The sequence below is a fragment of the Novosphingobium naphthalenivorans NBRC 102051 genome (assembly GCF_001590985.1).
GTDB classification, from domain to species: domain Bacteria; phylum Pseudomonadota; class Alphaproteobacteria; order Sphingomonadales; family Sphingomonadaceae; genus Novosphingobium; species Novosphingobium naphthalenivorans.
The window spans coordinates 23456-38647 of the sequence record NZ_BCTX01000030.1 but is presented as its reverse complement, the minus strand read 5'-3'; the positions used below and the strand labels follow the sequence as shown (position 1 = coordinate 38647).

The following is a 15192-nucleotide window of genomic DNA, read 5'->3' as shown; positions in this document are numbered from 1 at the left end:
CACACTCAGGCCAAACGGCAGTGTGAGATTTCCGGGCTAGCGACGCCTCTGGCGCGGCCTGTCAAAGCCGCCCCATTTAAACGAGCCTGGCGTTGGCGGTCGCAACGAGCAGAAGAACGCCCAGCATACCCCGATAGATGACGAACGGCCAGGCGGAGAACCGCTCAAGGACACGCATCAGCGCCCAGATCGCGGCGAATGCCGAAACGGACGCGACAAGCAGGCCGAGCGCGAGAACGGACCAGCCATGCATGTCGAGATGGGCTTTGTGCAGCTCCCATAGTTCCTTCGATCCGGCGAGAGCGATAGCCGGAATGCCCAGCAGAAACGAGAAGCGGGCCGCTTCCTCGCGCTTAAATCCGAGCGCGAGCGCGGCGGTGAGCGTTGATCCTGAGCGCGATACGCCTGGAATAAGGGCACCGACCTGCGCGAGCCCGACGACCAGCGCGTCAACCAGCGATGCCTTCTCAACGCTGCGGCTGTGGCGCGCCAGAATCTCGCTCAGAGCCATCAGCACCGCCATCGCGATGCAAGCCCAGCCAATCACGGGCAGGGCGCGAAAGGGCGAGTTACATGTGTTGAGGCTGTTGGACAGCAGAGCACCCGCCAGCACGATCGGAACCGTGGCGAGCGCGATCCAGATCGCCAGACGGAGATCGGGATCGGCGAACTGCCGACGGCCGATCGCCGACACGGAACCGACCGCCAAGCGGCGGACATCCTGCCAGAAATAACTGACCACGGCGGCGAGCGCGGCGAGTTGCATCGCGGCCGAAAAAGCCGAGCCGGGATCTCGCCAGCCCAAGAGGGCCGGCACGACGCGCATATGGGCGGTCGATGAAATCGGCAGGAGTTCGGTGATACCTTGCACCACGCCCAAGAATGCGACCTTGGCATAGCCCAGTGTCACGAAGCCCGTATCGACGCCCGCGGCACATTGTCCGGTCATAGCAGTGCGGTCCTATTGGATGGTGGGTGAGCTTAGATCGTTGCTTCGCTGCCTGGGCAACCGGATTATCGGACCCGCTGATCGCGACCGACAAGACGCATGCCATTGAGCACGACCAGGAGGGAGGCGCCGACATCCGCAGCGATCGCGCCCCAGAGCGACGCCATGCCAAGCAGCGTCAAGCCTGCGAAAACGAGTTTTATCCCCAGCGAGAAGCCGATGTTCTGCCGGATGACGGCGAGCGTCGCCCTCGAATGCCGGATGAGCCACGGCAGGCGAGAGAGATCGTCCTGCATCAGCGCGATATCCGCCGTCTCGATCGCCGCATCGCTGCCAATCGCGCCCATGGCGATGCCGAGGCCCGAGCGCGCCATCGCCGGCGCATCATTGACGCCGTCACCAACCATGGCGACCAGGCCGTGCTGTGCTACCAGCCTTTCAATCGCCTGGACCTTCTGTTCGGGAAGCAGCTCGGAGTGAACCTCATCCACGCCGGTATCGCGCGCGATGGCCTCGGCAGGCGCACGACCGTCTCCGGTCAGCATGACGATCTGCGCGATACCGAGCTTATGCAGTTGCGCTACGATCTGTCGGGCCTCGGGGCGCATCGCGTCACCGACGGCAATCACTCCGATGACTGACTCCGCCTCACCGACAACGATCCCGGTCAGTCCAGCCCCGGCTATGCGATGCAATTGGACGGCAAGCGCATCATCGGCTGCGTTCCCAAGCCGCTCTCCAAGATAGCCGGGAGACCCGACCCAGGCCTCGCGACCATCGATCACGCCAACGATGCCTTTGCCGGGCAACGCCGTTACGGACTTTGCGGGGACCACGTCAACGCCGCGTTCCGCGGCGGCATCGAGGATCGCACGCGCAATCGGGTGCTCGCTTCGCGCTTCGATAGCAGCCGCAACCGCCAGCAGTTCAAGTTCGTGCCGGCCGCCAAGCGGGATCAGTTCGATCACCTTGGGACGTCCAAGCGTGAGCGTGCCCGTCTTGTCCATGGCGATCGCGGTGATGCGAGCGGGGGTTTCGAGATGGACCCCGCCTTTGACCAGCACGCCCTGCCGGGCTGCGCCGGTCAGTCCCGCAACGATGCTGACGGGGGTCGAGATAACCAGGGCGCAGGGGCAGGCGATGACAAGCAACACCAGCGCCTGATAAAACCAGGCGGCCCAACTGCCCCCGAGCAGAAGCGGCGGCACGAGGAACACCGCCAGCGCAAGCACCATCACCACCGGCGTGTAGATCCGTGCGAAGCGTTCCACCCATTGTTCGGTCGGCGCACGCTTGCTCTGCGCTTCACCGACCATCCGCACGATACGGGCGAGCGTCGTGTCGGAGGCTGGCCGGGTCGTTATGAGCTCGATCGCGCCCATGCCGTTGATGGTCCCGGCAAAGACCGTTGCGCCTTGCTCGACGGTGACGGGTACGCTTTCGCCTGTAATCGGCGCCTGATCGACCGCGCTGGTCCCCGCGACCACGCGCCCATCGAGCGGAATCTTGCCGCCGGGCGGAACGATCACCTGCGTTCCGACCGCGACCTCGGCGACCGGCACATCCTTCTCGACACCCGCGGCATCGCGTATCCGGGCAGAGTCGGGCGCGATGTCCATGAGCGCCGCGACGGCGCGGCGGGCACGTCCAAGGCTCCATGCCTCGAGGGCAAGAGCAAGCGCGAAGAAGAACGCCACGGTCGCCGCTTCGAACCATTGCCCGATGCCCAGGGCGCCCGCCACCGCGACGATCATGAGCAGGTTCATGTCCGGCCGGAGCCGCCGTGCCGCGAGGACCGCCTTGGGGGCGACGTACCGAACCGCCGAGAGGATCGCCAGCGAATAGGCGAGCATGGCGAGGAAGGGAGGATGAGCCTCCCGCGCCAGACTCTCGTGCAACACCGCGGCGAGGCCGCTCGCGCGGACATGGATCGCAAAGCCCGCCACGACCAACACGCCGCTCGCGATCGTCAGCGCCGCCTGGATGCGGCGCCGGCGCTGCTCGGCTTGCGCGCCGGCACTGTTCACGCCTTCTTTCCAGAGCTCGGCGCGCATGCCGGTGCGCTCGACCGCCTTCAATATTTCGATGTGATGTAGGGCGTCGGTAGCACCCGCGACCGACATGCGGCCATTGATGAGATCGAACGATAGCTTCTCCAACCCGACGACCGGCCCGACTTCGCGCTTGAGCACCGCGACTTCGTCACCGCAGTCCATGCCGTGGATTTTGAAGATGACGCTATTCGGACGGTCAGGAAGCATCTGTTCGACAGGCGTCGGTTCGCCCGAGCAGCTGCTGCAACCGCCGGCCTCTACTTTATCCTCCGCGAATGCATCCGCGGTTTGCAATTCGGCTGTCATTCCGGTGGTCGATACGGCCGCGATCAGCGCCTCCACTCCGATGCCGGACTCGACATCGACATCGAGGAGACCGCGCTTCGGCTGGAACGACAACAGCTGCTCGTCCCCGACAAGCGGGACGAGGACTGCCTTGAGAAGTCGAACCTCATTCTGGCAGTCGAGCCCGTGGACCTTGAAACGCCACCAGCGGCCCATCACGATAGCGTGCGCGTCGGTTTGCTCGACCATATCGTCACCTCGACTCTTCGACATGACGCCCTCTATAAAGTCTGAAGTCACTAGAGGGTCAACCGATATGTCCGTCGAGCTACTCAGCATTGGAAAGCTCGCGAAAGCGACAGGGACGAAGGTCGAGACAATTCGCTACTATGAGAGTGTAGGCTTGCTTGCCCCGCCGGGGCGAACGAAGGGCAATTATCGGGCCTATTCCGCGCAGCATCTCGCACGGCTCAGCTTCATCCGCCGGGCACGCGCGCTGGGTTTCTCGATCGACCAGGTCCAGGAGCTTCTCAAGCTCGCGGACCAGAAAGACATTTCGTGCAAGGCCGTCGACACGATCGCCCGCGAACATCTCGCCGAGATCGACCGGAAGCTTCGGGATCTGAATACCCTCAGATCCGAACTGAGCAGCGTTATCGTCCAGTGCGGGCAGGGCACCATTTCCGAGTGCCGGATCATCGAGACCCTGGCGCCGGATTCCGTGGCGGGCGGTTAGGAGGGGCGGGGTAGCCTCAGAATCATTTTTTTGCGGCCAGTCACGCTAATGCAAACAAGTCGCAAAACTGCTTGACCCTCTAGCTGCTAGAGGGTCTAAAGGAGGAGGATGTTTACGTCCCCGTCCCGCCTCCGCCTTTTGCCGATTCGCGTGCAAGTGCCCTCACGCCACCGATGGGCGCTCCGCATGTTGGCGGTGCTTGGTGCCGTGTTCTGTACACTGGGTGCAAGCGCCATCGCCCAGGCCGAAACGGCGGATGTCCAGACCGCATGGCGGCTTCTAGACTATATGGCGGTCGACTATGGTGATGCGGTCTCCGGAGGCAGGATCAAGAGTGCCTCCGAATATGCTGAAATGACCGAGTTCGCGGCGTCGGTCTCCGCGCGCCTCGCGGCGCTGCCGCCAACGCCTGAACGCGCCCGGCTCCTCGAGGGCGCGACACGGCTTCAGGCGGTCGTTGCCGCCAAGGGCTCGCCGAGCCAGGTTGCCGATCTTGCCCATGGTCTCGCCGCCGATCTGCTGAAAGCCTATCCGGTCCCGCTTGCTCCGGCCAAGGCACCCGATTTCGCCCGTGGCGCGACGCTCTTCGCCCAGAATTGCGCGAGCTGCCACGGTGCGGCCGGCGATGGTCGTGGCCCGAACGCCGCCAAGCTCGCCACCCCGCCGATCGCGTTCACCGATGTCGCCCGGGCCCGCCAGCGCAGTCCCTTCGCGCTCTATCAGGTGATTGACCAGGGCATCGACGGCACGGCGATGCAAAGCTTCTCATCGCTGCCATCTGATGATCGCTGGGCGCTTGCTTTCTATGCGGGACATTTCGCCTTTTCCGATGCGGCCGCTAAGGAGGGCGAACGGCTATGGAAAGCCGATCCCAGCCTTCGCCAAAGGATTCCCGATCTGACGGCACTGGCCGGGCTGACCCCGGAAACGCTCGCCAAGAGCATGGGGCCCGAGCAGGCCGATGCGATCATAGCCTATCTGCGCCGCCACCCCGAAGCCGTGGTTCAGCAGGCACCGGGCTCGCTTGACGTGGCGCGGGGCAAGCTGGCGCAGAGCCTCGCGGCCTATCGCGCGGGCAATCGCCATGCGGCGCAGGAATTAGCGCTGTCGGCCTATCTCGACGGGTTCGAGCCGCTCGAACCCATGCTGACCGCGCGTGACGCAACGCTTATGGGGCATATCGAGAGCGCCATGGGCGAATTCCGCGCATCGCTCCAGCAAGGCCGCCCGGCCGACGAGGTGGCGACCCGCGTCCAGGTGCTCGGTGGTCTGTTCGATGACGCGGAAGCTGCGCTGTCTCCGGACGCGGCGAGCAGTGCATCGACCTTCGTCGGCGCTCTCACCATCCTGCTGCGCGAGGGCCTTGAAGCGCTGTTGATCGTCGTCGCGATGATTGCCTTCCTGCGCAAGGCCGACCGGCCCGAAGTGCTGCCCTATGTCCATGCCGGCTGGATTGGCGCGCTGGCGGTGGGCGCCCTGACCTGGGCGATCGCGACCTATGCGATCGGAATCAGCGGCGCGAGCCGCGAACTGACCGAAGGGTTCGGATCGCTGTTCGCGGCCGTCGTCCTGCTCTCCGTGGGAATCTGGATGCATGGCAAAGCCCAGGCGGATCAATGGCAACGCTACATCCGCGAGAAGATGTCGCGCGCGCTGTCGCGGCAGTCGGCCTGGTTCCTGTTCGGCCTCGCTTTCGTCGTCGTCTATCGCGAGGTGTTCGAGACGATCCTGTTCTATGCCGCGCTCTGGACGCAGGGCAATGGCGGCATGATGCTGGCGGGAGCGGGCTCGGCGGTCTTGCTGCTCGGATTCATTGCCTGGGCGATGCTGCGCTACAGCCGCGACCTGCCGATCGCGAAATTCTTCGCCTACAGCGCGTGGCTGATGGCCATCCTCACCATCGTGCTCGCTGGCAAGGGCGTGGCGGCGCTACAGGAAGCAGGCATCATCGACATCGCACCGTTTGCCGGCGGCATTCGCGTTTCGATGCTCGGCATCTTTCCAACATTCCAGTCGATGGGCGCGCAACTGTTGATGCTTGTGGCCGTGGGCGGGGGATTCGTCCTGAATCGTCGCCGGGCTGCAGCCACCTGATAGGTTTCGAGCCAGCCGGCAAAATTCTTCTTGACCCTATAGCAACTAGGAGACCTCACATGACGAGCTTGGGGCAAGGGATGTTAGGGCGACATCCATGATCTCCAGTACTCGCGTATCCGAGGTCTGAACCCTTCGACAAGACGCGGCTCGTTGCCGAGCACGATCAACCTCACATTCGGTCGCCGCTCGTGACGGCTGCACCAATATCCCGCTTGCGGCCGCTGGGCTCAGGAAGACGAAACCATTCTGTGCGACGGCTATGGAAGCCACGGTCTCCTTCGGTTCGTCCACCTGGATCCGTCAGAACTGATCAGGTCCTGAGGATTGGAATGACGGCTGGATAAAGGGTCAAGCGGCTTTCATCAACGCGCCCTCGATGACGACACCGGCGGTGACATATTTCCACAGCGCGACCCAGCAGTTTTCGGGCCAAGGCCACGACCATCGATTTCTTCAGCCGGCCGTCGTTGAATCGGACCCGTTGCTGGTACCATTGGGCAAGCGCCGATTCTGGCTGGTTGCGGAGCCACAGCCAGGCCAGTTGGATCAGCGTTGTGCGCAGCCGGGGGTTCCCCGCCTTTGACACGCCCTGTTCGCGGTCGACCGATCCACTCTGCCAGGGCGTTGGCGCCAGCCCCGCATAGGCAGCGACCTCTCTCCGGTTGGAGAAGTGCCGGAACAAGCCTTCCGACCAGAGAATGGCGGCGAACTCGGGGCCAATGCCCTTGATATCGAGCAGCATTGCGGCTGGTGCCGGCATGGCGGTAGTTTCCGCGGCAAGCAGCGCGTCCCGCTCGGCCTCCACCGCTCTGATCTGCTCGAGCAGCAGTTCGAGCCGGTCGAGTTCGCGGCCAATCTGGACTTTCAGATGCATCGGTAGCGGACGGCCATCGCCGGTCATGAGTTTTTCCAGCCGCTCCCGCCGGTCGCGGCGCAGCGGCTGATAGCCTGTCACCCCCCGCGCGAAGAGCAGGCCTTTGATGCGATTGGCGTGGCGAATCCGATCCGCGATCAGAACCTTGCGTTCGCGACAAATACGACGTCGATCCTCTTCCTCGGGTGTTGGCACCCTGACCATCGCACACACACGTGGTTCCCCTCGTTTATAGGCCAGCAAGGCCCGGACCAGCGCCTCGCCGTCGATCCGGTCGGTCTTTGCGCGACGACGACGGCGTGAGGTCGCAATTGAAGCGGGATCCACGACGTGGCTTTTTATCCCCTCCTTGCGCAAAACGCGGTGGATCCAGAAGCCATCAAGGCCGGCTTCCTGGATCACGATTATTGGAAAGCTGCGTCCTGTTCGCGCCTGCGCTTTTGCCTGCAGTTGGGTAAAGCGTGCCAATAAACCGGCGATATCCCAGGCGCGCACTACATGCTTCGACAGCTTCTCGCCGCTGCCGGGCAATAGCGAGGTGATCAGCCAGATCGATCGGCTCAGTTCCATTGAAACGAAAATCGCGCCAAGATCGGTCGGGATAGCGGTCGACGCTTGGGTACGGTCAGTTGCAATCTGCATATCGGCCTCCTGAGAGTGTGGTCAGCAAACTCACTCTGCCAGAGTGTCGATCGCTATCCACCTCGTCATGGGATCTGTGAGCGGGTGGGCGTAGAAAGGGGCATTGATAGCTGATTCTATAGGCTTTCCTAGAAGGAGAGCGGCAGGTGGCGCAACGTTCGATTGGACAGGAGCAAGTTGGTTTTGCAGGGCGTGAGCGAGCGGCTTCATCGCTCGACGCGTTGGTATCGCTGATCGACGGGAGCCAGGTCGCGATGCTGATCGATCCGCTCTATCCGGCTGCCAAGGGCGAGCCGGCTTGGCCGCCGCTGGCGATGTTGAGAGCCCTGCTTCTGTCGATCTGGTACGACCTGTCTGACGTGAAGCTGGCCAAAGCGCTCTACGATCGAGCCTCTTTTCGCCGCCTCTGCGGATTTTCCGCGAATGAAGCGACGCCTGAACGTACAGCCTTCGTCAGATTCCGCAGGCTGCTGGTTGCCCACAGGCTTGACCGGACACTGTTTGAAGCCGTGACCACGCAGCTCAAATCAAAGGCGGTGATGATGAAGACCGGAACACTGGTTGATTGTCCCACCTTTGGTTTCAAACCCCCGGCTTTAGCCGGGAAGGGCTTTAGCCGGGAAGGGCTTTAGCCTTGAACTCGGACAGCGCAGGCGCCCAGGCCATTCTCGATGCCATCCGCAAGCGCTGGCCGTGGGTGAAACACCTTAACCAGATAGGCATACCATTGCGCTAACCTCCTAAGTAGCGAAGATACGAATTGATTGCTGTCGCGGCGGGAAATTGGAATCTGTTTGGGGAAGGTGTCGCGGGCACGCGAAGCACAAACATGTTTTTATACGGACAGTGGGGTATTTCCGCAATTTAATAACCGTAATCAGCCGAATCTAAATGGGCTAGATATGTTATAACTTTCTGTGAAATGGGCGTCTTATTGGCCCCAGATTTTTTTTGCTTCGCGAGCCGACGCATGATAGCTCAAGAGCTATGCGATGGCTATCTGTCATGCTTGCGGTCCTGCTCTCGATTTCCCTGGCCACGGGTGTGATGGCGCATGCCGCAGAGCCGGTTGCTTGCATCGACAGTGAGACCGCCTCGGCGCTTGGGCACTTTGAGGGCGATCGCGACGAAGTGCCGTCCGATATCGACAAAGGTACGCCGCATCACCATGCGACCTGTCATGGCCATCACATCGCCGAACCGGCACGCGAGAGCAGGATTAGCCTTGTCAGCATGATCAAATCCTTGCTGTCCATCGCCAATGCCGTGGACGGTTCTTCGGCGCCAACTTACCCCGCGTACCGTCCTCCACGCGCCTGACAGCGTCCTTTTGCCCCGAGTTCCGGGGTTTTCTGGAAAACTGTCAGGAGCCTTTAAATCATGCATCGCTTTATCGCGGCCCTGCTGGCCGTGTCGTCCTGCGCGTCGATCGCACAGGCGCAGACGGCCGCGTCGCCGCCGCATTCGGCACCCCCATATACGCTCGAACGTGCCCTGGATGCGGCCGGAGCCTCTTCACCCAACCTTGAGGCTGCCAACGCTGGCGTGCGCGCGGCTGACGCGGCGCGCACCGTCGCGGGCCTCCGGCCCAATCCTGAAGTCCAGGTTCAGGTCGAGAACGTCGCGGGCTCAGGTCTCTATCGTGGCACGCAGAGCGCCGAGGTCATGACCGGCCTGGCATTGCCGATCGAACTGGGCGGCAAGCGGTCAGCACGCATCGCCGTTGCAGATTCGCGCAGCCTGCGAGCGCGCCTTGAAGCCGCCATCACGCTCGCCGATCTGCGCGAGCGCGTAACCCAGGCCTATATCGCGGCAGCGTCGGCCGAGCGGCGGGTGGAGATCGCGCGTCAACTCGCCGGTTTCGCGGATGAAGGGTTTCGCGCGGCCAGCACGCGCGTAACCGCCGGCGCCGCTTCTCCGATCGAGCAGCAGCGCGCCGACGTTCAGCGCGTCAATGCCAACGTCGCGCTCGATCAGGCACGGCGGGAGGCGGCCGTTGCGCGGGAGAACCTTGGACGCCTGATCGGCGAGCCCGTTGCGGGGCCATTGGATGCCGGCTGGTTCGATCGGGTCGGCGGATATGGCCCGACGCGACCGGCTTCAGCAGACGGAACGCTCATCCTGGCCGCCGCCGAAGCCGACGTGGCCACGGCAAGCGCACAAGTGCGTCTCGCTCGCTCGCAACGTATCCCCGACGTCACATTAAGCGCCGGGGCACGGCGGCTGTCCGCAACTGGCGACACGGCGGCGGTATTCGGGGTCAGCATTCCCTTTCCGCTGTTCAATAGCGGTCGTGCTGCATTGAGCCAAGCGCAGGCCGAACGGCAGGCGGTCGATGCGAAGCGGCGGGTCACTGTCCTCGACACCGAACAGGCGATCGCCGCCGCGCAGGCCGAGCTTGCCAACGCGGCCGCAACCGCGCGCTCGACGGGCGGACCCGCGCTCGCGGCAGCAAGCGAAACGGCCCGCATCGCCAGGATCGGTTATGCGCAAGGCCGTTTCAGCCAGCTCGATCTGCTTGATGCGGAGAGGACTCTGGCCGACACGAGAGGCGCATTCGTCGATGCGCTGGTCGCCTATCACGACGCCGAGGCGCGCCTGGCGCATCTGACGACACCGGCGCCCGATGTGGCTGGGGCGACGCCATGACCGCCTCCGCCTCGCTGATCCTCACCTTCCCCATTCCCCATTCCGAGCTGAACGCGCCCCTGACTGGCCGCTGCTCGATCCGTTTCGGAGATTTTCAATGATAACCCAGGACAAACGACTCCTTGGCGGTGTCACCGGCGCAGTTTTGCTGGCTGCAATCGGTGGTTTCAGCGTCGCACGTTGTACGGCTGATCCGTCGGTGGCATCCGCGCCCGCCAAAGACAGTGCTGAAAGCGAAACACCGTCGGACAGTCTGGCGATGACGCCAGACGCAATCCGCGATGCCGGAATTGCTGTCGAGACCGTTCGAGCCGGCGGCCTCGGCTCGGAGATATTGGTGCAAGGCCAGGTCACAGCCTCACCCACGGGTGAAGCGCTGGTAACGGCACGCGCGGGCGGCGCGGTGACGCGGGTATTCAAGCGGCTCGGCGATCCGGTCCGCGCCGGAGAAGCGCTGGCGATCGTCGAAAGCCGCGATGCGGCACAGATCGCCGCAGATCGCACGGCCGCATCGGCCAGGGCTGTTCTTGCGCAGAAAGCGCTTGCTCGCGAGCGCTACCTGTTCGAGCAGAATGTGTCGGCGCGGGTCGATCTTGAGCGCGCGGAAGCCGAGGCCACCGCGGCCGAAGCCGAAGCCAGGCGAGCGCAGGTGTCCGTTGGCGCGGCTAATGTCACCAAGGACGGCCGTGGCGTTATCGTGGCAAGCCCGATCGCCGGGCGGGTGACCTCCGAGAATGTCAGCCTCGGTGCGTATGTCCAGCCAGAAGCCGAGCTGTTTCGGGTCGCTGATCCGAGCAAAATTCAGGTCGAGGCGGCGATCAATCCCGGCGATGTGGCACGTCTCGCGACCGGTGATCACGCCATCATCGAACTTATTGACGGTCGAACGGTCGAGGGCCGGATACGTGCCGTCACGCCGACTCTGAACGGAGAAACCCGCGCTGCCACGGCGCTCATCGAAGTGCCGGGTGGCATCCTGCAGGCCGGCCTCGGTGTGCGCGTGCGGCTAATGCCCAGTCAGGGCGCGCCGACGAACGCAATCGTGGTTCCGGAAGATGCCGTGCAGAGCGTCGACGGTCGTGACGCAGTGTTCCTTCGCACAGCCCAGGGTTTCCGCGCGCAATTCGTAACGCTCGGCCAGCGCAGTGCAGGCCGGGTCGAGATCGTCTCCGGACTCAAGTCCGGCGCGACGGTCGCCACCCGCAACGCTTTCCTGCTCAAGGCCGAACTCGGCAAGGGCGCGGGCGAGGAGGAATAAGCCATGATCGCATCTCTTATGGCATTGTCAGTCCGCGCGCGGTGGGCGGTGCTGTTCCTCTTCCTCGCGATCGCCGGGCTTGGCGTTTGGCAACTCACCAAGCTGCCGATCGACGCGGTTCCGGACATCACCAACAACCAGGTCCAGATCAACACGGTCGACCGCGGTCTGTCGCCGGTCGAAATGGAAAAACTCGTTACCTATCCGATTGAAACGGCGCTGGCCGGCATTCCTGGTCTCGAAACCACACGCTCGCTGTCGCGTAACGGGTTCAGTCAGGTCACCGCGATCTTCTCGGACTCCACCGACCTCTATTTCGCAAGGCAGCAGGTCGGTGAACGGCTCATCCAGGCGCAGGAAAATCTGCCTCAGGGCGTGCAGCCTCAGATCGGGCCGGTGACGACGGGTCTCGGCGAAGTCGTCATGTATACCGTCGGCTATGCCAACCCCGACGGGCAAGGCGCGAAGAAAGTCGACGGCCAGCCGGGCTGGCAATCGGACGGCAGCTATCTCACGCCCGAAGGCGACCGCCTTACTGATGAAGTCGCGAAGGCGGGCTATCTGCGCACGGTGCAGGACTGGATCATCCGGCCGCAACTGCGCACGGTTCCCGGCGTGGCCGGGGTCGATTCGATCGGCGGCTACGCTAAGACCTTCGTGGTCGAGCCCGATCCGGTCAAGCTGTCGAGCTACGGCATTTCCTATACAGAGTTGGGCGAAGCCCTCGAAGCCGCCAATCTCGCGGTCGGCGCCAACTACTTCAATCGCGGCGGCGAGGCCTATCTGGTGCGTGCGGACGCGCGCATTCGCTCGGTCGATGAAATCCGCAATGCCGTCGCCGCAACGCGCGGCGGGGCTCCGATCACAGTCGGCCAGATCGCGAATGTGAAGATAGGCGGCGATCTGCGCACCGGCGCGGCAAGCATGAACGGCCAGGAAGCGGTCGTCGGCACGGCCCTGATGCTGATCGGCGAGAACAGCCGCGTCGTGGCTCAGGCGGTGAACGAGAAGCTCGACCAAGTGAAATCAACCCTGCCGGCAGGTGTCGAGGTCAAGGTGGTGCTTGACCGCGCGAAGCTGGTCAATGCCACGGTCGGCACTGTCGAGCGCAACCTCACCGAAGGCGCTTTGCTGGTGGCCGCGTCGCTGTTCCTGCTGCTCGGCAACTGGCGCGCGGCGATCATCGCCGTCCTCGTCATTCCCTTCTCCTTCCTGATGATGGCGATGGGCATGAACGCCTTCCGGGTGCCGGGTAACCTCATGAGCCTCGGCGCGCTCGACTTCGGCCTGATCGTCGACGGTGCGGTGATCATCATCGAAAACTGTCTAGCCCGCCTCGCGCACCGCCAGGAACATGAAGGCCGTTTGCTCAGTCTGCGCGAGCGTCTCGAAGAGACGATGCACGCCAGTCAGGAAATGATCAAACCGACCGTGTTCGGTCAGGCGATCATCCTGCTGGCCTTCGCACCGCTGCTGATGTTCACCGGGGTCGAGGGCAAGACCTTCTCGCCCATGGCGATCACCATCATGCTCGCGCTGGTGGCGGCATTCATCCTCGCCATCACGCTGGTTCCGGCGCTGGTCGCCCTGCTTATCCGGGGCAAGGTCGCCGAAAAGGACGTCTGGCTGATCCGCAAGTCGAAGGAGCGCTATCTGCCGCTGCTCGACAAGGCGATCGCTCGGCCCTGGCCGTTCATCTTCGGCGGGTTGGCCTTCTTCCTCGCGGCGGTGCCGGTGTTCGGATTGCTGGGCTCGGAGTTCATTCCGCAGCTCGACGAGAAGAACCTGGCGCTGGCGTCGACCCGTGTGCCCTCCGTCAGCCTTGAGCAATCGTTGGCGATGCAACGCGGCGTTGAAAAGGCCGTGACCAAGCTGCCCGAAGTCGAGCTGATGTTCTCGAAAACCGGCACGGCGGAAGTCGCGACCGATCCGATGCCGCCGAACGTCTCTGACGGCTTCGTCATTTTGAAACCGGAGGACCAATGGCCACGGGACGTCAAATCCAAAGCGGACGTGATCGAGCGGATCGAGAAAGCGGCCGGCAGCAAGCTGGGCCAGCTTTATGAGGTCAGCCAGCCGATCCAGTTGCGTTTCAACGAACTGATCGCCGGCGTGCGCGGCGACGTCGCCATCAAGCTCTATGGTGACGATCTCGACAAGATGTCGGCGTCGGCCAACGAGATCGTGCGCGTGCTCCAGTCGATCCCCGGCGCTTCCAGCGTCAAAGCGGACCAGACCGGCGGTGCGCCGACGCTCGACGTCCGGTTCGACCGCGCGGCCATCGCCCGGTACGGCCTCACCGTTCGGGAGGTTGCCGATACCGTGGCCGCCGGCATGGGCGGCCGCGCTTCGGGGCTGCTGTTCGAGGGCGACCGACGTTTCGACATCATCGTAAGGGTACCGGACGCCACGAGGGTCAACCTTGATGACGTGCTCGCGCTCCCGGTGATGCTGCCCAAGGAGGAAGGCTATGCGCGCAGCTCGGTTCCACTGTCGCAGGTCGCCCAGATCAGGTTCACCGAAGGGCTGAACCAGATCAGTCGCGAGAACGGCAAGCGCAGGGTCGTGATTCAGGCGAACCTGCAAGGCCGCGACGCGGGCTCCTTCGTTGCGGAGGCGCAGGCCAAGGTTGCGCAGGTCAAGCTGCCGGCAGGCTATTATCTGGAGTGGGGCGGTCAGTTCCAGAATCTCCAGGCCGCCGCTGACCGTCTGTCGATCGTCGTGCCGCTCTGCTTCCTGGCGATCTTCGGGCTGCTCTATATGGCGCTCGGCGGGTTCGGCCGTGCCGCGGCTGTGTTCCTCGCGGTCCCGTTGGGACTTGCCGGCGGCGTGTTCACCCTCGCCATGACCGGCATCGCCTTCTCCGTGTCGGCGGCGGTCGGGTTCATCTGCCTGGCGGGCGTCGCCGTGCTCAACGGTCTCGTCGTGATGACCGCTATCCGCGAGCGGCTGGAGGCAGGTGTCGCGCTGCCCGAGGCCATTCGCGAAGGCATGGCCGAAAAGATGCGCGCGGTCGTGATGACCGGCTTCGTGCCGGCGATCGGCTTCGTGCCGATGGCGCTCGCGCACGGCACCGGCGCCGAGGTCCAGAAGCCGCTTGCGACGACCGTCATCGGCGGCCTCATCGCGGCGACCATCCTCACGCTGCTGGTGCTGCCGGCGATCGCCAAGGTCGTCCTCGGCCTCAACATCCAATGGAAGAGAAGAAAGTCAGAACCGGAAGTCGGTGAGCAGCCGGCAGCCGCTGAAGGAGAGGCATGATGGAAAAGAAGGGTCAGAAGCTGCTGCGCATCTACACCGATGAAGCGGCCTATATCGGCGACCGCAAGGTCTTCGAATATGTCGCTTCGCTGGCGCGCGATCAAAAAATCGCCGGTGTGACCGTCCTGGAAGCCTTGATGGGTTTTGGCGGCTCGGCGCGGCTCCATCGCCGTCATGTCCTCGAAAGCAACCGCGCGGTGGTCATCGAGATCATCGATGTCGAAGATGCGCTACGGGCGTTTGTTGCCTTGCTGGCGGATGTTCCCGACATCGGGATCATCACGCTCGAAACCGTCGAGGTGATCGGCGGCAAGGCGTTGCAAGCCGCTGTCGGCGTGCAGGCGTGATTGCTGCGATCGATGCAGCGGCCCAGGCGCGATGGGCGAT

Annotated in this window: 11 protein-coding genes and 1 pseudogene; 9 read left to right on the top strand and 3 right to left on the bottom strand. The window is 63.7% G+C overall.

The window, feature by feature from the left end; translation table 11 throughout:
• Positions 1 to 76: 76 nt before the first annotated feature.
• Both NN5_RS11525 and NN5_RS11520 read right to left on the bottom strand, forming a co-directional pair.
• Entirely contained in the window at positions 77 to 949 is an 873-nt protein-coding gene (locus tag NN5_RS11525) for an undecaprenyl-diphosphate phosphatase (protein WP_013833389.1), read from the bottom strand.
• Positions 950 to 1014: 65 nt separating this feature from the next.
• Positions 1015 to 3165 carry a heavy metal translocating P-type ATPase gene (locus NN5_RS11520; protein ID WP_245656423.1) on the bottom strand — a complete coding sequence of 717 codons (2151 nt, stop codon included), beginning with the start codon at positions 3163 to 3165 and terminating at the stop codon, positions 1015 to 1017.
• Between the two features lie 3 nt (positions 3166 to 3168).
• Here NN5_RS11520 and NN5_RS26885 point away from each other — a divergent pair, with 3 nt between their 5' ends.
• The 3 genes from NN5_RS26885 (at position 3169) to NN5_RS11510 (ending at position 6118) form a co-directional block, all read left to right on the top strand.
• The gene (locus NN5_RS26885) at positions 3169 to 3582 is read left to right on the top strand and encodes a hypothetical protein (protein ID WP_245656421.1); all 414 of its coding nucleotides are present in this window, start codon (positions 3169 to 3171) and stop codon (positions 3580 to 3582) included.
• 22 nt (positions 3583 to 3604) lie between these two features.
• Positions 3605 to 4024 carry a MerR family transcriptional regulator gene (locus tag NN5_RS11515; RefSeq protein ID WP_013833391.1) on the top strand — a complete coding sequence of 140 codons (420 nt, stop codon included), beginning with the start codon at positions 3605 to 3607 and terminating at the stop codon, positions 4022 to 4024.
• Positions 4025 to 4168: 144 nt separating this feature from the next.
• On the top strand, positions 4169 to 6118 hold the full coding sequence (locus tag NN5_RS11510; RefSeq protein ID WP_041559380.1) for an FTR1 family protein: 1950 nt from the start codon (positions 4169 to 4171) through the stop codon (positions 6116 to 6118).
• A 351-nt stretch (positions 6119 to 6469) separates the two neighbouring features.
• Here NN5_RS11510 and NN5_RS11505 read toward each other — a convergent pair.
• Positions 6470 to 7637: pseudogene (locus NN5_RS11505) on the bottom strand (IS110 family RNA-guided transposase).
• 146 nt (positions 7638 to 7783) lie between these two features.
• Here NN5_RS11505 and NN5_RS11500 point away from each other — a divergent pair.
• The 6 genes from NN5_RS11500 (at position 7784) to NN5_RS11475 (ending at position 15152) form a co-directional block, all read left to right on the top strand.
• The gene (locus tag NN5_RS11500) at positions 7784 to 8269 is read left to right on the top strand and encodes a transposase (RefSeq protein WP_198409096.1); all 486 of its coding nucleotides are present in this window, start codon (positions 7784 to 7786) and stop codon (positions 8267 to 8269) included.
• 373 nt (positions 8270 to 8642) lie between these two features.
• Positions 8643 to 8957 (top strand): hypothetical protein, encoded by a 315-nt coding sequence (locus NN5_RS11495; protein WP_051010053.1) that lies wholly within the window; start codon positions 8643 to 8645, stop codon positions 8955 to 8957.
• A 60-nt stretch (positions 8958 to 9017) separates the two neighbouring features.
• Positions 9018 to 10286, top strand: a complete 1269-nt coding sequence (locus NN5_RS11490; RefSeq protein ID WP_013833395.1) for a TolC family protein — start codon at positions 9018 to 9020, stop codon at positions 10284 to 10286.
• A 97-nt stretch (positions 10287 to 10383) separates the two neighbouring features.
• Entirely contained in the window at positions 10384 to 11544 is a 1161-nt protein-coding gene (locus NN5_RS11485) for an efflux RND transporter periplasmic adaptor subunit (protein WP_013833396.1), read from the top strand.
• 3 nt (positions 11545 to 11547) lie between these two features.
• Positions 11548 to 14805: an efflux RND transporter permease subunit gene (locus NN5_RS11480; RefSeq protein ID WP_013833397.1), complete on the top strand. Its 3258-nt coding sequence runs from the start codon at positions 11548 to 11550 to the stop codon at positions 14803 to 14805.
• On the top strand, positions 14805 to 15152 hold the full coding sequence (locus NN5_RS11475) for a DUF190 domain-containing protein (protein WP_013833398.1): 348 nt from the start codon (positions 14805 to 14807) through the stop codon (positions 15150 to 15152). Before NN5_RS11480 ends, NN5_RS11475 begins: the two co-directional genes overlap by 1 nt.
• The last annotated feature ends 40 nt before the right edge of the window (positions 15153 to 15192 follow it).